This window comes from Catalinimonas alkaloidigena (assembly GCF_029504655.1).
Lineage (GTDB): Bacteria > Bacteroidota > Bacteroidia > Cytophagales > Cyclobacteriaceae > Catalinimonas > Catalinimonas alkaloidigena.
The window spans coordinates 3,366,761-3,386,422 of record NZ_JAQFIL010000001.1; the positions used below are offsets into that span (position 1 = coordinate 3,366,761).

9 protein-coding genes and 1 pseudogene are annotated in these 19,662 nt (G+C 45.2%); 6 read left to right on the top strand and 4 right to left on the bottom strand.

The window, feature by feature from the left end:
- Positions 1–132 precede the first annotated feature (132 nt).
- The 3 genes and pseudogenes from OKW21_RS13760 to OKW21_RS13770 all read right to left on the bottom strand — a co-directional run bounded on the left by OKW21_RS13760 (position 133) and on the right by OKW21_RS13770 (position 4,169).
- A pseudogene (locus tag OKW21_RS13760) lies at positions 133–1,393 on the bottom strand (asparagine synthetase B).
- A 326-nt stretch (positions 1,394–1,719) separates the two neighbouring features.
- Positions 1,720–3,306, bottom strand: a complete 1,587-nt coding sequence (locus OKW21_RS13765) for an aldehyde dehydrogenase (NADP(+)) (protein ID WP_277480147.1) — start codon at positions 3,304–3,306, stop codon at positions 1,720–1,722.
- A 26-nt stretch (positions 3,307–3,332) separates the two neighbouring features.
- Positions 3,333–4,169, bottom strand: coding sequence for a fumarylacetoacetate hydrolase family protein (locus tag OKW21_RS13770; RefSeq protein ID WP_277480148.1), 837 nt, complete (start codon positions 4,167–4,169; stop codon positions 3,333–3,335).
- 136 nt (positions 4,170–4,305) lie between these two features.
- Here OKW21_RS13770 and OKW21_RS13775 point away from each other — a divergent pair, with 136 nt between their 5' ends.
- Complete coding sequence (locus tag OKW21_RS13775) at positions 4,306–6,030, top strand: IlvD/Edd family dehydratase (protein WP_277480150.1); 1,725 nt, start codon at positions 4,306–4,308, stop codon at positions 6,028–6,030.
- Positions 6,031–6,107: 77 nt separating this feature from the next.
- Here the strand turns inward: OKW21_RS13775 and OKW21_RS13780 are convergent, their stop codons facing one another.
- Positions 6,108–9,407: a PAS domain S-box protein gene (locus OKW21_RS13780; protein WP_277480151.1), complete on the bottom strand. Its 3,300-nt coding sequence runs from the start codon at positions 9,405–9,407 to the stop codon at positions 6,108–6,110.
- 648 nt (positions 9,408–10,055) lie between these two features.
- On the opposite strand from OKW21_RS13780, the gene OKW21_RS13785 reads away from it, so the two are divergent.
- The 5 genes from OKW21_RS13785 (at position 10,056) to OKW21_RS13805 (ending at position 19,572) form a co-directional block, all read left to right on the top strand.
- Positions 10,056–12,209, top strand: a complete 2,154-nt coding sequence (locus OKW21_RS13785) for a hypothetical protein (protein WP_277480152.1) — start codon at positions 10,056–10,058, stop codon at positions 12,207–12,209.
- A gap of 43 nt (positions 12,210–12,252) precedes the next feature.
- Positions 12,253–13,443 carry a n-acyl-d-glucosamine 2-epimerase gene (locus OKW21_RS13790; RefSeq protein WP_277480154.1) on the top strand — a complete coding sequence of 397 codons (1,191 nt, stop codon included), beginning with the start codon at positions 12,253–12,255 and terminating at the stop codon, positions 13,441–13,443.
- Positions 13,444–13,452: 9 nt separating this feature from the next.
- Positions 13,453–14,724, top strand: coding sequence for a sugar MFS transporter (locus OKW21_RS13795; RefSeq protein WP_277480156.1), 1,272 nt, complete (start codon positions 13,453–13,455; stop codon positions 14,722–14,724).
- An 80-nt stretch (positions 14,725–14,804) separates the two neighbouring features.
- Positions 14,805–17,870, top strand: a complete 3,066-nt coding sequence (locus OKW21_RS13800; RefSeq protein WP_277480157.1) for a SusC/RagA family TonB-linked outer membrane protein — start codon at positions 14,805–14,807, stop codon at positions 17,868–17,870.
- A 4-nt stretch (positions 17,871–17,874) separates the two neighbouring features.
- The gene (locus OKW21_RS13805; protein ID WP_277480158.1) at positions 17,875–19,572 is read left to right on the top strand and encodes a RagB/SusD family nutrient uptake outer membrane protein; all 1,698 of its coding nucleotides are present in this window, start codon (positions 17,875–17,877) and stop codon (positions 19,570–19,572) included.
- Positions 19,573–19,662: the final 90 nt, after the last annotated feature.

Here is a 19,662-nt window from a genome sequence, read left to right on the forward strand (position 1 = left end):
TAATGCGTTTAACCTGTAAACCCATCAACGTAAATGATCGCTATACATCAAAATTGTATATTGTGAACCAGGATGAAAGTGTGGGCTTATGAATTAGGCAACTCCTTAATAGCTATGCTATAGTACTTATCCTCATGTTTTCTGCTTCTTCTTTTTTGCTGCCGGAAACAATACATTGTTGAGTATCAGGCGATAGCCTGGAGAATTGGGATAAAGATTGAGATCGGTGGGGGGGCTCACCAATATTATGCTGATAGTCTTCCGGATCATGTCCGCCATAGAACGTCCAGAATCCCTTGCCGAAAACTCCGTGAAGGTATTTTACTTCCTGATCAACTTTATTTTCTCCCATAATAACGGCTTCAGAGCGAATAAAACTCTTACGGAAGGCGGTGGTCGCTCCCAGAAAGCCTTTAATGTTCCGCTCGTGGTTTTGCGTAAGCATGGTAGGGATGGGATCCCATTTGGCGGAAAACTCAAAAAGCTGGAAATAGTCATTTTCCTGGCCAACACTCCGCTGGCTGATATTGATATCTATATCCGAAAACTCAATTTCCCATGGGCTTTTCACAATGGTAAAGTCCTGGAAGGCAAAGGTTTTACTGTAATCAAGTTTCTCCTGAGCCTTAGGATCAATGCCATCACCATCATATACTTCACCCACGATATCAAGGCCATCTGCCGCAAGTGTAATGTCGTATGTATCTGTAGCCAGACACATGGCAAACATAAAGCCTCCTCCCGATACAAATTCACTGATTTTTTTTGCTACCGCCATTTTCATTTCAGAGACTTTTGTAAACCCATGTTTTCTGGCAGTTTCTTCATATTCCTTTTGTTTCTCCTGATACCAGCTGTACATATGAAAAGCGACATAAAATTTACTGTACTGCCCTGTAAAATCTTCGTGATGCAGGTGAAGCCAATCATACTTAGGAAGTTCACCCATCAGTACTTCGTCATCAAACACGATCTCATAAGGTATTTCAGCATAGTCAAGCGCCAGCATCACAGCATCGTCCCAGGGATTGGCTGTCTTGGGAGAATAAACCGCTATTTTAGGATATTGCTCCAATCGCATAAGGTCCTGATTAGAAGAAGGACTGGCAATGGTATTGGTAATTTGATTAGCTTCAGCATCAGAAATCACTTCATAGCTTATTCCCCTTACTACCAATTCATTCTCTACTAGCTGATCATAAGGACACAAAAAGCTTCCTCCCCTGTAGTTGAGTAACCAGTCTACCGGAAGTTCTTTACTTAATGTCCAGTAAATGATCCCGTATGCCTTAAGATGATTGGCCTGCCTGTGGTCCATGGGGATAAATAGAGAAGAAGCAAAACCCGATAAGGCATTGAAAGCAATTATGCATATTATGATCAGAACCCTCATTTCTCACAATTTTGATAATATTAAACCGAGAAAAGCCTAAAATCTGATCATCCTGAATGATCTAAAAAGCTTCAATGAACTGTTAACCATTGATCATAATGAAACAGGAAATATAGATTTCAAGAATTTCAAGACAAGAATAAGTTAAAAAAAAAGAAGAACTTAATTAAGTATTTTTTAAAAAATTTATCAAGGGATTGAATAATACTTAATGATTAGCCTTAAAAAGTGAAAATATAATAATACATACCTATAAATTACAATTTTAATAAGAATGATAGCTGCCCGGGGAAACAGGCGCGCCATCATTCTTATTAATCCTGAAGTCAGATACTTTCCTGGGTCCTGTTGCCATTCAGGAGACGCCAGATGCCCAGTGGATTATCATCTTTGAGTTCATCCGGCAGAAGAAATTGCGGAAAGCCCTGATAGCTTACTGGGCGACTGAAACGGTTTATAGCCGCTGTACCCACTGAAGTAGTTTTTGAATCGGTAGTTGCGGGAAAAGGTCCACCATGTACCATAGAATGACATACTTCCACACCTGTCGGGAAGCCATTCACAATTAAACGGCCCACTTTACGTTCCAATATCTCCACCAGATCCTGATATTCTTCCAGATCTTCTTCAGTAGCTTGCAATGTAGCCGTAAGATGTCCTTCCAGGCTAACTGCGAGTTTCATGAGTTCACTCTTAGTACCCGCACTTACATGTATGGTAGATGGCCCGAACACTTCTTCAGAAAGATCAGGATTTTTCATAAATGTATTTGCATCTGTCTGAAAAACATGCCCCACGGCCGGAGCACTGACTACTGCGGCTTTGCTCTTGCCCAATATCTTCACCCCATCAATAGCAGTGAATTTGCTGATCCGATCCTCGTATCCATCTTTAATTTTGTCTGTCAACATGGCACCGGTATTAATTTCTTGCAATAGCTCTCCACTTCGGGTGGCAAATTCTTCGCTTTGCTTAGATTTCAAAGAGATTACAACACCAGGATTAGTACAAAACTGCCCCACTCCCAAAGTCACAGAGTTTACCAATCCCTGAGCGATCTGTTCGGATTTCTCTTTTAATGCACCGGGTAGCACAAAAACCGGATTTGTACTTCCCATTTCAGCATACACAGGAATGGGCTCTTCACGTTTGGCTGCGGCGTCAAACAGTGCCTTTCCTCCATTGAAAGAACCTGTAAAGCCTACTGCTTTGATGAGCGGATGGTTTACGATAGCCATTCCCACATAGGGCGTGCGGCCTTGTACCATAGAGAATACTCCTTTAGGTAAATTACATGCCTTAGCTGCCTGCATGATCGCCCTGCCCACCATCTCAGATGTACCAGGATGAGCAGGGTGGGCTTTCACTACTATACTACAGCCTGCTGCCAATGCGGAAGCTGTATCACCTCCGGCCACAGAGAACGCCAGGGGAAAATTACTCGCCCCAAATATGCCTACCGGCCCCAGGGCGATCTGCATCATGCGGAGATCGGGCTTGGGGAGAGGCTGACGGTCTGGAATTGCTGTATCAATGCGTGCGTCAACCCAGGAACCTTCGCGAAGAAGCTCAGCAAACATTTTCAGTTGGTTGACAGTTCGTGCACGCTCACCCTGAAGCCGGCCTTGGGGCAGGCCTGTCTCCTGCTCACACCTTTGCAGTAAATCATCACCCAAAGCCATGATTTCTTCTCCAATTTTATCCAGAAACGCTGCTTTCTTCTTCCCTGAAGCTTTGCGGTAATGTTGAAAAGCCACCTCCGCCTGCTGTATCGCACGTTCAATTTCTTCGTGTGTCGCTTCACAAAAATCAACGGCCAGAGATTCGCCATTAACAGGATTTACGCCCTGAAAACCATCAGATCCTTCTTTTGAAAAATTTCCAGCAATGATATGCTTGCCATTTAGTTGCATAGCTAAATTTTAGTTTGATAAAAAAATTATTGTACAAAGTTCGTCAGTGTGCCAATCGGTTGAGATGTAATACGGATTTCATCACCTGAGGCCAGCGTAAAATCATTGGAAGGAATGATGCCCGTTCCCGTCATCAGAAATACACCTTGGGGAAAGTCACACTCCCTGAACAGAAACTCAACCAGTTCCGTAAACTTTCTCTTGATCTGATCCAGGGCGGTATTATCTTTAAAAACAATTTCACCTTCCCTAAAGATTTCTAGGCTAATTGCTGTTTCATTGGGTATAGGCTCGCTGGGTACATATAAACAGGGGCCCAGAGCAGCACTGCCGGTATAACTTTTGGCTTGTGGCAAGTAGAGCGGATTCTCCCCTTCAATACTCCTGGAGCTCATATCGTTACCCATGGTATAGCCCTGAATCTGACCACTAGAAGCACAGAATAATGTCATCTCCGGCTCCGGAACATCCCAACTAGAATCTCTACGGATACGTACATGATCACGGTTTCCTACAATACGATAATGGGGTGCTTTAAAAAATAGCTCAGGACGTTCGGCATCGTATACCCTATCGTAAAAATCGCCGCCTCCGGCATCTTTTGACTCTTCCATCCTGGCGTCACGGCTGCGATAGTAGGTTACGCCTGCTCCCCATAACTCTTGTGTGCCTACCGGAGGCAGCAAAGTTTCATCCAGAATTTTACTGGCATCCTCAATGGGCTTGTAATCTTTAAGTTCGTCGGTAAGCTGCTGATACAAATGATCACGGTTGATCAGCGCATCAAATGACTTATTTTCATTTTGGTAATATTTACCTTCATGTTCAATAAATATTCCTGATTGGCTGTGATAAATTTTCATGTGTTTAGGTTGCTTAGCGAAAAAAATATAATTGTAATTTAAAAACCTCCGCCCAAATTATCATAATTGTGACGAAAAGTTTAGTTTGTACTCCAACAATATTATACAAATAAAAACCTAGAACTATTTTTTAGACATGTCTGAAAATAAGAAAAAGCTAAGAAGTCAGGAATGGTTTGGCAAAACCGACAAAATGGGATTTATCTACCGCAGCTGGATGCGAAATCAGGGCCTTCCTGATCATGCTTTTGATGGCAGGCCGGTCATCGGTATCTGCAACACCTGGTCTGAATATACTCCCTGTAATGCCCACTTCAGAGAAATTGCCGAACATGTAAAGAGAGGTGTATTTGAAGCCGGAGGCTATCCATTCGAGTTTCCGGTGATGTCTTTGGGGGAAACACTTCTTAAGCCAACCGCGATGTTATTTCGTAATCTTGCCAGCATGGATGCGGAAGAATCAATCCGGGGCAACCCGATGGATGGCGTAATCCTCCTGGCGGGATGTGATAAAACTACCCCCTCTATTCTGATGGGAGCTGCCAGCGTGGACCTTCCTTCTATTGTGATCTCCGGAGGCCCTATGCTTAATGGTAAGTACAAAGGACAGGATATTGGTTCGGGTACATCCGTCTGGCGCTTTACCGACGATGTAAGGGCGGGAAGAATTACCCAGGAAGAATATTACTATGCCGAGAGCTGTATGTCGCGCAGCCGGGGCCACTGCATGACGATGGGAACCGCCTCCACCATGGCTTCTATGGTAGAGGCGCTGGGGATGGGCATGCCCAATAATGCTGCGATCCCCGCCGTGGATGCCCGTCGTAAAGTACTGGCACATATGGCAGGTAGCCGTATTGTAGAAATGGTTAAGGAAGATGTAAAAATTTCTGATATTCTGACACGCAAAGCTTTTGAGAATGCCATAGTTACCAACGCTGCCATCGGAGGCTCCACCAATGCCATCGTGCACTTGCTGGCAATCGCTGGACGGGTGGGTGTAGATCTTAATTTAGATGATTTTGATAAATTGGGCCATGATGTACCTCTCCTGCTCAATCTGATGCCCTCGGGAAAATACCTGATGGAGGACTTCTATTATGCGGGCGGTTTACCTGCAATTATTAAAGAGTTGGGTGATCTTATTCATAAAGATGCCCTAACGGTAAATGGCAAGACCATAGGAGAAAATACCAAAGAAGCGCCCTGCTACGACCGCGAAGTGATCGCTACCCTGGATACGCCCCTTAAAGAGCGTTCCGGAATAGCAGTACTCAAAGGAAACCTGTCTGAGCACGGGGCAGTGATCAAACCTTCAGCAGCAACACCAAAACTCATGAAACACCGGGGCAAAGCTGTAGTTTTTGAGGATATAGAAGATTATCATGCCCGCGTAGATGATCCGGATCTGGAGATTGACGAAAACAGCATTATGGTTCTCAAGGAGGTAGGTCCTCGTGGATATCCCGGTATGCCGGAAGTAGGAAATATGGGACTACCTAAAAAACTCCTGGAAAAAGGAATTGATGATTTAGTACGTATTTCAGATGGGCGGATGAGCGGCACTGCCTTTGGCACTGTGGTGTTACATGTGTCTCCCGAGTCAGCCATAGGAGGAACTTTGGCTTTGGTGCAAAATGGTGACTACATAGAAATAGACGTTGAAGCCAGAAAGCTTCACCTTGAAGTGTCTGATGAAGAACTAGGTAAAAGAAAAGCCAATTGGAAAGCGGTTAATCTAGGCTATGACCGTGGCTATGCCCAACTCTACATCAACCATGTACAGCAGTCACATCTGGGTGCTGACTTTGATTTCCTGAGAGGTAAATCCGGCTCAGAAGTAAAGCGGGATTCACATTAATCGCTGATTTAATTCTGAAAATCACAGGTTGAATAAATATGATTTGTGATTTTCATTTTTTATCTGTTGTTCTACTATCAAGAATTCACCTTGTATTTGGTAAGATTTACCAGGTTTGGTAATTGTATACTTATACTTGTCCCCTCTCCTACTTTTGAGGTTAAGTCAATTGAACCCTGCATTTTATCCAGTGCTTCTTTTACAATGTAAAGTCCAAGACCAGAGCCATTACTACGATTGGTAGCACGATAAAACATGTCGAAAACCAACTTTTGATGCTTGTCGGGAATTCCTATTCCATTGTCCTTGATGGTAATGATGGTGTTTTCATCATTAATTGAGGCAGAGATTTGTACGTGGGGTTTTTCTTGGAAAAAACTATACTTAAATGCATTCGCTATTAAATTATTAAGAACCATTTGCAGGCGCATGCTATCACAAACCAGTTTCCCTTCACCAGAAAGTTTAAATGAACAGTGGGTATTCCTGTAATCATGGCTAAGGCTACTTATGATTTCATCAATCAACTGCCGGAGATTAACTTCATCAGGTTCTACCTTTTTACGCGTGTTACGAGAATAATCCAGTATATCATGGATGAATTTATCTTGCTTAGAAAGGCTCTTTTCCTGCATTTTCATGAATTCCCTGATCTGGTCTTGATCTTCTTCCTGAAGCGCCAGGTCAATCAGTGCCAGGCAGGATGCTACCGGAGAACGTAAATCATGGGAAACACGATAGACAAAATTATCCAACTCCTGATTGGCCTTCTGCAGTTCTTGATTAATCTGCTTTATTTTGGCATTGCTTTCTGACAGTTCCTGATTTGTATCGACATACACTTGATTCTGCTGTGCAATCCGTTCATTTTTCTCTTTAAGCTCCCTTTCTTTCTGTTCAGCGATTTCTTTTGCCTTGATCAGTTCTTTTTCGTATTCTTTCAGTTTGGTAATATCCGTTTGCGTACCCCAGAACCTGGTTAGCCGATTATTTTTATCAATAATACCTACTGTATTATTTGAGAAATGATGAAGATTACCTTCTTTATCCGGCTCTACGGTTTCCTCCTGGGCTACTCTATAACCTGAAAGGATAAACTTTTTTACTGCTGCAACATTCTCCGGAATGTCATCTCCTCCATGAAAGTCTGCCAGGGACATCCCTAACATATCTTCTTCTTTTAAACCATAAACTTTGAGAAACTCTTCATTGCACTCCTCCAGATAGGCATTATGGTAAAGGTGCTTAATTTGTTGGTCAATTGGCATCCGGATATCCATCGGAATTGTAAAGTCAAACCGATATACTCCTTCACTCACTGAATTAATGAATGTTCTGTACCTGAGTTCAGCTTCTTTTAATGCTTTTTCAGTTTTTATCTTATCGGTAATGTCAGTAAAGGTTACAGCAAAATAACCATACTTGGGGCAATATGCTTTGGTTGCAAAGTATCGGTCAAATTCAACAGAATAATCTGTGAATTCAATAGGCTTACCTTCCAAAGCTACTTTTCCAAATTTTTCTATCCAATAGGCTTCAGTGTCTGGCAATAGTTCCTTCACCCTTTTACCCAATACATCTTCTCTTTTTAGGCCTAATACTTTTTCAAAATATGGGTTAATTTCCGTGAAAATGTAGTCTCTTGGTTTTCCATTTTTATCAGTAATAATTTTATTAAGGGCAAATGCCTCGTTCATGTTATCAAATAATTGCCGAAACTTTTTCTCGCTTTCCTTCAGGGAATGCTCAGCTTCTTTTCTTTGGGTAATATCATTAGAAGTGGAAAGAATGTTAATCATTTCTTGTTTATCATTCCTGATCACTCGGGATCTGGTTTGTAACCATATTACTTCTCCTGATTTCTTATAAATCCTATACTCGGCAACAAACTTATCTCTGGATATTTCCGCTCCCTGATTAATCTCCCGCATAATATCTTCCACTATTTTTCTGTCTTCAGGAAGGATATTTTCAAAGGACCCCATTTTGTAATGCTCTTCTACACTAAAGCCTGTTAATTCAGCGATATTAGGAGGGATATAAGTGAAAGCGCCTTGCGCGTTCATCAGAATTACAAAATCAGATGTATTTTCAGCCAGAAAACGATATTTTTCTTCATTCTCCTTAAGGGCGAGCTCAGCTTTTATTCTTTCAGAAATGTCCCTTGATGTAGTCGTAAGGTATTTAGTTTCTCCTGCCTGGTCTGTAATAGCATCTGAAGTAGTTTCAAACCATATATACTTGCCATTTTTACGTCTTATCCTATATTCAGTATCACGTGAACCCTTGCCTTCTAAATTTAGTCTGTGACTATTTTGTCGTATTCTTTCCTGATCATCAGGATGAAATAGACTATATGGATTGGTACCTACAAGCTCTTCCGGATCATACCCTAACAAATTCTTGACCGCCGGAGAAACATAGCGATATGTACCATCAGGTTCATGCAGACAAACCATTTCTGAAGAGTACTCAGTCATAAAGCGATAGTGCTCTTCACTTTCTCTCAGTCGCTTCTCTGTCTCTTTTCTTTTACTGATATCTCTGCCTATGCAGTATATGTACTTTTTCCCACCCTGGATAAATGAAATACCATTGATTTCTAAAGGTATGAGCGTTCCGTTCTTGTGTCTATGTACCGTTTCAAATAATTTGGTTTGGTAACCATCATATTTAGACCAGAATTGAATGAAATTTAACTTGTTGTTATGTACATCACAATCCGTGATATTCGTATTGATACGTTCTTTTTTACTAAAGCCTAACATCTCACAGGCAGTGTTATTTACTTCAAGAATGGTCCCATCTTCCTCCAAGAGGTAAATACCATCAATGCTGTGGTCTACCAGTACTTTATATCTTTCTTCGATCCGATTTAGCCTGTGCTGGCTTTTTCTAAGTTCAAATAACTTAACTACCTGTTTTGCCAACCCCTTCAGTGCACTGATCTGTTTTTTGCTTATTGTTCTGGGCTGATGATCAATTACACACAATGTCCCTAATGGAAATCCTTCAGAACTTATTAGCGTAACTCCTACATAAAAGACAATATGGGGGTCAGCCGTTACTAAAGGATTATCCTTAAACCGTGGGTCTTTTCTGGAATCAGGTACGACGAATATCTCCTCTTTACTTACAATAGCATGTGCACAAAATGAGTGTTCTTTCGGGCTTTGGCAGATGTCAAGTCCATGATGCGATTTGAACCATTGTCTGTTTTGATCAACCAAACTAATCAGAGAGACAGGCATGCCGCATATCTCGGAAGCTATTTGCGTGATAAAATCGTACTCTTCTTCAGCTATGGAATCAAGAATGTGATACGAATAAAGGTTTTTTATCCTTGCATTTTCATTTTCAGAGCCTTTCGTTTTCATTATGTATTGGGAGGTTACGTCAGCCTGTTAAGTAATCCTTTGATCACGGTATAATTGAAAATAATTAAATATATTTAATAATACTGCATAGACTCTCCAGCTAGGCTTATCTTGTATTTAGTATGCTAAATACAAACAAAAAAGTCTTCCAGCAAAAACTGAGAGACATGGCTGAATGTTCCCAATCTAATTTATATTTCATGAAACAGGATTGTAAATTAAGTGGATAATCCTAAATAGTTATAGGGGCAGCTAGCTGCTCTTATCAACCATCAACTTGCTGTTCCTGTTTATATGGTAGCGCTTTCCTATGTTCATGCCCTGCATTTGAGATCATGAGATAGCCACAGCTTTAATGTACTACCCGTACCAGTTCATAGATTTTTAAATAGTACCAGTCTCGAGGCCTCTCCCTTCGGCTCACTGGCTGACTTCCCCCTTAACGTTCCGCATGTATGGCTGGCTTCTTCGTCAAGTTCAGATTCTTTTCAAAAGACCAGATTATGTCCTCTAACTTAAATTCAACATCAAGCTATTTACCTTATATAAATAAAAATATTCACTTACTATAAATTAGTTAATAATATATTTTAATTAATATCTGTTTATTTTTTAAAATAATTATTAAGTTGGTAAAAATTCTTATCTATGCTAATACAACGGCTTTTCCTGATCCTGCTCTGCTACTTTACTTTACAAACCGCAATGGGCGCGGACACATTACCCCTCATATTTTGTGGCAGTCCCGACAATGACCTTTATATGCTACTTGAAAAGGAAGGTGCCAGCATGATTCGCTACAACCATCCTGCCACGGCCATTGCGGCAGCGCCTTCCGGTTCTGCAGTTTTCCTGATAGCTGATGGCTATCCCGAAACAAAAAACGAGCTTACTCCTGCTCTGCTGCAGACTGCTCGCGAAAAGAAGCTAAAAATCTACCTGGAATACCCTGCACAACTGCCTGGCTTCGAACTTCCTCAGCAGCCGGTGGCTACTCAGCTAGAACGGGGCATAGTAAGTAGTGAAGTATTTGGCTCCTCCCTGCCACCTATGACCATTCTTGGGGTAAATGATTGTCATGTACTTCCGATAAAAGTCAGTGACCCACTGATAGTGCTGGGCAAGGTCGCAGGGCTGGACAAGGCCGTATATGGAATAGACGACATCCAAACCTATCCGCTGCTCTTTAAACAGGAGGAGATGTGGGTAGCTATGACACAGCTCAGCAATTTTGTGAAAGGTCGTTTCGCCCCTCATGCAGCCTGGAAGCAGGTTTGGCGTACCATACTCACACAGATGACAGGAAAAAACCTCATTCCTGATGAAGACTGGCCTTCAGAAGTATCTCCCATGTATGGCAAAGACGAAAAGCTTCCTCAGCAGGCCAAAGAGCACAGCATTGCCAAAGGGGTAGAATGGTTCTTCAATGGCCGCTTTTTTGTGCATCCCTCCTGGAAAGAAATGTGGCTGCAATACCAGGGAGACGGCACAGCTCCTTTCGGACCGCCGGTCAGCCAAAACTTACCCAATGGAGATGGTTCGCTGGGATTACTGGAGGGGCATGCCTCCAAAATCTACCATGACGGCTCTCAGCAATACCGCTACTGGATACGAGCTGATGTACAGGGGGAAGGCGCATATGCGCTGGCCGCAGCAGGCAAACTGCTTAACCATCCTACCTATCATGCCTATGCCCGGGAGCTGATCAATTATATTTTTGAGGGCTCCAACCTGCGGGCTGAGGCCAGAGATGAGAAAGGAAGTGCTTCTTATGGACTTATTGGCTGGTCGGTCACTCATCCCTGGGTCTTTTATGGAGACGATAATGCCCGTACCATCCTCGGTATTATGGGTGCCTCAGCCTATATGGATACGAATGAATGGGATCAGGAATTGGCAGAAGCCATCCTGGCCAATTTCAGGACCACAGGAAAGCAGGGATTTAGGGGCAGCCGACTGGAAGAAAAGGATCTGCAACAATATGGATGGAAGCATTTCTGGCAAAGAGACATTACGAACCCTGCTCCTCACTTTGAGTCCTGGATGTGGGCCTGCTACTTATGGTTGTACGACAAAAGTGGCTATGAACCTTTGCTCGCCAAAACAAAGGCCGCCATTGGTGAGATGATGGAGCGTTATCCTGAAGGCTGGCACTGGACCAACGGCATACAGCAGGAAAGAGCCCGCATGATACTGCCCCTCGCCTGGCTGGTAAGAGTAGAAGACACGCCCCTGCACCGGCAGTGGCTGGATAGGATTGTTAGTAAGCTACTGGAAAACCAGGTAGCCAGCGGTGCCATAAGGGAGGAATTAGGGGCAGGAAAAGGTAAGTATGGCAGAACAGCCTCCAACCAGGAATACGGCCTCCATGAAGCCCCTCTGATTTTTGAAAATGGGGATCCGGTGGCTGATATGCTGTATACCAGTAATTTCGCTTTTTTCAGCCTGAATGAAGCTGCTCATGCCACCGGTAATCCTGAGTACCGGCAGGCCGTAGCGAAACTTTCTGACTTTCTGACGAGGATACAGGTAAAGAGCAATACCCACAACGATCTGGATGGCGCCTGGTTCAGGGCCTTTGAGTTTGACCGTTGGGAATACTGGGCTTCCAATGCCGATGCGGGCTGGGGAGCCTGGGGTACCCTTTCCGGCTGGACACAAAGCTGGATTGTAAGTACCCAGGCGCTGACCGTCAGGGAACAGAGCTTCTGGGAACTGACCCGTGCCTCAGAGATTAATGCTCATATGCCCGAAACGCTGGAATTGATGTTTGAAGGCAGCGCTCCACCCAGTTACCGCTAACATTAGTCGCCCATAACAGGACCAAACAACAACCACTTTACTCATGAATGAACAAGCTTATGCCTCATTATATGCTAACACCTTGCTACAGGATGTCATCCCTTTCTGGATGCAGCATTCCGGAGATGCATCGTATGGAGGATACCTCACCTGCCTGGACAGAAAAGGAAAAACCTTTGACACCGATAAATTTATCTGGCTTCAGTGCCGGCAGGTCTGGTGCTTTTCCATGCTCTACAATCGGGTGGAACAAAAACAGGAGTGGCTGGACTTTGCCCTGCAAGGGGCAGAGTTTCTGAAAAAGTTTGGCAGGGATGCTCAGGGCAACTGGTATTTCTCCCTTACCCGAGAAGGCAAACCGCTGGTCCAGCCTTACAACATTTTTTCAGACTGCTTTGCCGCCATGGCATTCGGCCAGTTGTCGCAGGCCACGCAGGATAAAGCCCACAGTGAGATCGCCATCCATACGTATCACAATATCCTGAAAAGGCAGGAAAACCCTAAGGGAAGTTACAACAAAGCTTTTCCCGGCACCCGACCACTACAAAGCTTTGCCCTGCCCATGATAATGTGCAACCTCATCCTAGAGATGGAGCACCTACTGGCACCGGAAGAGGTAGATCGTATTATACAGCATGGCAGTCGAACCGTTATGGACACCTTTTACCAACCGGATAGCGGGCAGATTCTGGAAAATGTAAACGAAGATGGCAGCTTTTCCGATACCTTTGAAGGAAGACTTCTCAATCCCGGTCACGCTCTGGAGGCAATGTGGTTCATCATAGATCTGGCCGCCCGCACTTCCGATCAGCCTCTTATCCGTAAAGCAGTGGACATCAGCCTCAACACACTGGAGTATAGCTGGGACAGACGGTATGGAGGTATATTTTATTTTATGGATATCAAGGGGCATCCTCCTCAGGCACTGGAGTGGGACCAGAAGTTGTGGTGGGTCCACATGGAAACACTGATCAGCCTGCTTAAAGGCTTTCTGCAAACCGGTGATCAGCGGTGCTGGCAGTGGTTTGAGAAAGTACATGATTACTGCTGGACGCATTTTGCTGATCCCGAATACGGAGAATGGTACGGCTATCTTAACCGCCGGGGAGAAGTCCTAATCCCGCAAAAAGGGGGCAAGTGGAAAGGCTGTTTTCATGTACCGCGCGGACTTTATCAATGTTGGCAAACCCTGGATTCCATCGCTGAAAAGTCTTCAACTGTAACTCCTCAATAAAACCACCCTATGGCACAAGCACCAGCACAACAGGTAGTCAGCACAGAAACTACCAACTTTGAAAAGCAAAACTACACCCCTGCCCTGATCACCCTGGCAGTACTATATTTTATGATGGGTTTCATTACCTGTCTGAATGACACCCTGGTCCCTTTTTTCAAAAAAGGCTTTGATCTTACTTATTCCCAATCCTCACTGGTACAATTTTATTTTTTCCTGACCTACGGAGTGATGTCCATTCCGGCTGGGAAACTGGTAGGCCGCATAGGCTACAAGCAGGGAATGGTCTGGGGTTTTTCCGTTGCTGCTTTCGGCGCACTGCTGTTTTTCCCTGCTTCCCTCATGCATCAGTACGTATTATTTCTGGCGGCCTTATTCATTGTAGCGGCTGGCATCGTATTGCTGCAGGTGGCGGCCAACCCCTATATCACGGTACTCGGTCCCGCCCGTACTGCTTCCGCACGCCTTACCCTCATACAGGGTGTAGGCTCCATAGGTACCACCGTTGCTCCTATCTTCGGAGCTTACCTTATTCTTTCTCGCCTCCCCGAATCTGAAGCATCCAGTGAAGCTGTCAAATATCCATACCTGGGCATCACCGCATTACTAGTCTGTATCGCCTTGGTGGTATCCAGGCTCAGACTCCCCGAGATTCGCACTTCCTCTGGAGACAGTGCTGAACATAAACCCCAAAAAAGTAGCAGTATCTTTTCCTTCAGAAACCTGAATTTCGGTATCTGGGCTATCTTTTTTTATGTAGGGGCAGAGGTTTCTATTGGCAGTTTTCTGACTAATTACATTGCCGATGCCCTCATAATCGCAGAAGAGACTGCCAACAGCTATGTAGCTTTTTTCTGGGGAAGTATGCTGATAGGCCGACTGATAGGTGCCTATCTGCTCAAAGCAGTCAGACCGGCCAAGGTACTGACATTTTGTGCTGCACTGGCCATCGCTCTGATAATCATCTCAGTCAGTAGCACCGGCCTTATAGCCGTATGGACCATGATAGCCGTTGGATTGTCCAATTCAGTCATGTTTGCCATCATTTTCTCGCTTTCTGTTCAGGGGCTGGGCAAATATACCACACAGGCTTCGGGGCTGCTGTCAACCGCCATAGTGGGGGGAGCCATTATCTCCCTCAGCCAGGGCCTGGTAAAAGATCATGCCAGCTGGGCTGTATCCTTTATGATACCCCTGGCCTGCTATGTCTACATACTGTTTTATGGCCTCTATGGCTACCAGTCCAAATTCAGAAAAGAGGAGCATGATGTAGCACACTGAAGTACATTGCCTCATACAGCAGGACAAGGCTTTGCCTGTTCTCCATTCAATTTTATCACTAATACAAAACCAAAACTACTATGCAAAAACAACACACGAAAAAATGGCTTTTCAGCCTGTTGATGTCGTGCTTATGCCTAGTTTGGCAACCGCACTATGCCCTTGCCCAACAGCAAAGCATACAGGGCAAGGTGAGCGATGTAAACGGACAAGCCCTACCCGGTGCGACGGTGCTGATCAAAGGTACGCAGAACGGCACCATCACCAATGCTGAAGGACGGTTTCGGCTGAGTACAGCTCAGGATCGGGTTACGCTAGCCATCACTTTCATTGGTTTTGAGACTCAGGAAGTGGAGGCCAGCAGCTCGGAAGAAGTGCAGGTCACCCTTCAGGAATCGTCCAAGCAACTCAATGAAGTAGTGGTAGTGGGCTATGGTACTCAGAAAAAGGTAAACCTGACTGGTGCCGTATCAGTAGTGGAAGGCGAAAAGCTAAGTAAAAGACAGGTCGGCTCCACTTCCCTGGCGTTGCAAGGGTTAGCGCCGGGTGTTACCGTTACCCAGCAGTCGGGCGCTCCCGGAGGAGATGCCGGAACAATCCGTATCCGAGGTATAGGGTCCATCAATGCCGGTCAGAACCCTCTTATATTGGTAGACAATGTGGAGATGAGCCTCAACGCCATTGACCCCAATAACATAGAGAGCATTTCTATCCTGAAAGACGCAGCCGCGGCAGCCATTTACGGCTCCAGGGCAGCCAACGGTGTGGTCCTGATTACCACCAAAAGAGGAAAGGAGGGCATCAGTATCAATTACAACACCTACCTTGCCCAGCAGAAACCTACGAACCTGCCTGAAAAAGTAAATGCACTGGACCACATGAAATTGTGGGATGTAGCTCAGGTCAACAGTGGCTTGCCGCCTGCATTTACTGATCAGATACAGGCTTATGAAAGCCAGGGACCAGATAACTTCACCCGCTTCAATACCGACTGGAAAGACCTGGTACTGACCAATAATGGCCTGATGCATAACCATAACCTGAGTATTTCTGCCGGAACAGAAAAGCTTAAGGTATTTGCATCGGGCAGCTTTCTGGATCAAAATGGTTTGACGGCCAATACGAATTATACCCGGGCGGATATGCGTTTTAATACCGACCTGACCATTACCGATAAACTTTCGGCCAGCATGGACCTGGTATTAAACAGAACCGACCGCAACTGGCCCGGCCAGTTGTCTCCCAATACCATCATCAATCGTATGCTGGGTTACCCTGCCACTGCTCCCGGTCAGTTTGATGGCGGACAGTGGGGTGAGGGCTGGTCCAATACCAATCCTGCGGCGGCGGCAGAAGATGGTGGCTTCAACCGTTTGACAAACGATTCGCGCATCATCAAAGGAACCCTGAACTATCGTCCTTTTGAAGCGCTGGAACTACTGGCCTCCTACAGCTCAGACAACTGGGTTTCTCACAACAAGCGTATGACCAGGCAATATGAGATCTATGAGGCCGACCCGGCCAATAACACCCTCAATATGGCACGCCTGTGGCCCAGCCAGAATGGGCTGGCAGAAAACACTACTGATAACTACCGAAATATTTTCCGTGCTCAGGCCACTTACGATAAATCTTTCGGCCGCCACAATATCACTTTATTGGGCGGCTTCAGTACCGAAGAGTATCAGGCAGAATTCATCCATACTTATCGACAGAATCTGCTTTCTGCCGACAGACCCTATCTTGACAGCGGTGACCCTATCGGACAGGTACTGAGTGGTGGCGCAAGGCGTTATACGATGGTCTCCGCGTTTAGCAGAGTCAACTACAATTACGACGAAAGGTATTTACTGGAGTTGAACGGACGCTGGGACGCTTCATCACGCTTCAGAGAAGAAAACTGGTGGGCGCTTTTTCCCTCCGTTTCAGCAGGCTGGAGAATTTCCGAAGAAGGGTTCTGGCAGGGACTGGATAACATCATCAACGACGCCAAGATCAGGGCATCCTACGGGGCACTGGGTAATCAGAACCTGTCCGACTTTTACCCTACTTACTCTCCCTTTAGCTCAGGACCAGCCTACAACTATTATTTTAATGATGTCATCAATGCCGGCTATGCTTTAACTACTGCGGCTAACCCCAACATCAGGTGGGAGACCTCCAAAAACCTGGATATAGGTGCGGATCTGGGTTTCTTCAATAATCGCCTCAATATCACAGCAGATTACTTTCGTCGTGACATTGAAGACATGCTCATGATCAACCCTATTCCTGACTATGTAGGGTTATCAGCTCCTTACGTCAATGTGGGTTCTATGCGGAATACCGGCTGGGAACTTGCCGCAGGCTGGAGAGATAAGGTGAAGGATTTTTCCTATCAGGTAAATGTGAACGTATCCGACGTAAAGAATGAAGTTCTTGACATAGGAGGCAGCGATATCATTGGAGGGTCAAGAATTATCAGAGAAGGGCATCCTTTGCATTCTTATTACGGCTACGTTGCCGACGGCTTGTTTCAGAGCCAGGAAGAAATAGACAATGCCCCATTTCATTACGGCAATACGGCTCCCGGCGATATTCGCTACCGGGATATCAGCGGTCCTGAAGGTGTTCCCGATGATAAAATAGACAATTTTGACCGAACTATTCTGGGCAATTACTTTCCCCGCTACGAATACAGCATGAACCTGGAAGCGCAATATAAGGGCTTTGACCTGACTCTTTTCTTCCAGGGAGTGGGCAAAAAAGACAATTACATGTCAGGTACTGGTTCTCAGCCCTTCTATTCAAGAAGTTATCAGGGGTCCATGTTTGAGCATCAGAAAGATTACTGGTCGCCGGAAAACCCTGACGCTGCCTACCCTCGCCTTACCAATAATAGTATCACTAATAATTATGTTACCTCATCTTATTGGCTGAAATCAGGAGCTTACCTGCGCCTCAAAAACCTTGTTGTAGGCTATACACTCCCTAAAACACTGACTGAAAAGATGAAACTTGGCTCCGCCAGGATTTATGTCAGCGGCCAGAACCTGCTTACCTGGGATGATTACTTTCCCGGCTTTGACCCTGAGCAGCAGGACACCGCCGGAATTTTTTATCCCATCATGAAGACATATACTGTTGGTCTAAACATTAACTTCTAGAAGTATGAAAAACAACTTAATATTCCTCATAAGCATTTTATTTACACTAGCCCTGATGCCAGGCTGTAAGGACTTTCTGGAAGAAGTTCCACTGGATGCCCCGGCTACCGGGCAGTTTTTTAATAACGAAGCTGAAATGAATGTAGCCCTAAACGGGGTGTACAAATCCATTTACTGGAATTACGGCAATACTGCCTACCAGTCATACATGGACGGATGGACAGACCTCGGCCTGCATCGTGCGGTAGAGTTGGGTGAAGGCAATTTTGATGTTTTTAATAGCCACTCCTCCCTGATCTGGAACAAGGCATATACTTCCATTCAACGGGCCAATACCATGCTGGAGGGCATGGAAAGAGGTAAAGACAATGTGTCTGCCGATGCCTATGAGCGGTTTCGTGCCGAAGTGAAGGGGCTTCGTGCCTATGCTTACTTCTACCTGACTTATATGTTTGGAGATGTTCCCCTGATCACCGAGCCCCTGCATCCTGACGATTTTTATAACCAGACCCGTACGCCCCGGGCAGAGGTGATCAATTTTATCTACAATGAGCTCGACGCTGTGGCGCAGGTACTGGACTGGGCCCCTCAAGACAGAGGACGTATGAGCAAAGCTATTGCGCTGGGGCTTAAGGCAAGAACTGCCCTTTACAACCAGGAATACGCCTTGGCAGCTGAGTCAGCGAAACTGGTAATGGACAATGCCGGACTAAGTCTTAACCCTCATTTTGGAGACCTGTTTACCCGTTCAGGACAGGAGCCTAATGCTGGTAAAGAGATCATGTTTGAAGTATTGTATTCTGATGCCGACCCTTCCAACAACAATTGGCTACCGCTGGGCAGTATATCCAGAGCCGCCGGAGGGCAGTCAGGAAGATTTCCCCAACAGCGCCTGGTAGACATGTTTGAGGCCAATGATGGCAAGAGGATAGATGAGTCTAATGTATATGATCCCGAAAATCCGCGTTTAAACCGCGACCAGCGTCTGAAGTATACAGTAGCCATGCCGGGAGACACTATTTTTATGAACCTGAATACTGTGGTATACGACATCTACCATGACACCACATCCTTCAAAAACCCTGATGGCAGCTGGACTACCAAGTACAATGCTGACTTTGACAACCCTTTTGGTCCAGCCAAGAGCGGTGTAGGGCTACTATGGGCCAAGTACACCATGAACGACGAAAATGCCTTTGCAGCCAGGGTCAATTTCATCCTGATGCGCTATGCGGAAATACTGCTGACCTATGCTGAGGCTAAAATTGAGCTTAACGAACTTGATGCCTCGGTTATTGAAGCCATCGACCAGCTACGCAGAAGAGCCGGGCAGCCAGAGGTAGCTGGTGCCATATATGATGACCAGTATGCTCTCAGGCAGCTGATTCGCAGGGAAAGAGTAGCGGAACTGGCCATGGAAGGTTTTCGCTGGTTTGACATCCGGCGCTGGGACATCGCTGATATCGTCATGCCCCAGCCAGTAGTAGGCATTGCCAAAACACAGGAAACCATGCCGCCTGTCCCTAACTTTACCCTTACCCCTGAGCATAACCTGAACAGTATTCCCAATTATAGCGGACAACTGGACATGCGATTTACCCGGGAAGCTCGTTACTGGTATCCACGTCTGGAACTACTGCCTGTTCCTCAGGCCGAGCGGGACATCAACCCACAGCTCACCCAAAATCCGGGCTGGGAATAAGTAGCAAAATAAGTACTTTACTGTATTTTAGCGTGGCCATTGTGGGGAGCTTATGCTTTTACCAGTAATGGTCACGGCTTGAGTTAATAC

What these genes read in the sequence shown, in the direction of transcription:
- OKW21_RS13765 (WP_277480147.1), bottom strand. Translation starts at nt 3,306, where the DNA reads ATGCAACTAAATGGCAAGCATATCATTGCTGGAAATTTTTCAAAAGAA.
- OKW21_RS13770 (WP_277480148.1), bottom strand. Translation starts at nt 4,169, where the DNA reads ATGAAAATTTATCACAGCCAATCAGGAATATTTATTGAACATGAAGGT.
- OKW21_RS13775 (WP_277480150.1), top strand. Translation starts at nt 4,306, where the DNA reads ATGTCTGAAAATAAGAAAAAGCTAAGAAGTCAGGAATGGTTTGGCAAA.
- OKW21_RS13780 (WP_277480151.1), bottom strand. Translation starts at nt 9,407, where the DNA reads ATGAAAACGAAAGGCTCTGAAAATGAAAATGCAAGGATAAAAAACCTT.
- OKW21_RS13785 (WP_277480152.1), top strand. Translation starts at nt 10,056, where the DNA reads ATGCTAATACAACGGCTTTTCCTGATCCTGCTCTGCTACTTTACTTTA.
- OKW21_RS13790 (WP_277480154.1), top strand. Translation starts at nt 12,253, where the DNA reads ATGAATGAACAAGCTTATGCCTCATTATATGCTAACACCTTGCTACAG.
- OKW21_RS13795 (WP_277480156.1), top strand. Translation starts at nt 13,453, where the DNA reads ATGGCACAAGCACCAGCACAACAGGTAGTCAGCACAGAAACTACCAAC.
- OKW21_RS13800 (WP_277480157.1), top strand. Translation starts at nt 14,805, where the DNA reads ATGCAAAAACAACACACGAAAAAATGGCTTTTCAGCCTGTTGATGTCG.
- OKW21_RS13805 (WP_277480158.1), top strand. Translation starts at nt 17,875, where the DNA reads ATGAAAAACAACTTAATATTCCTCATAAGCATTTTATTTACACTAGCC.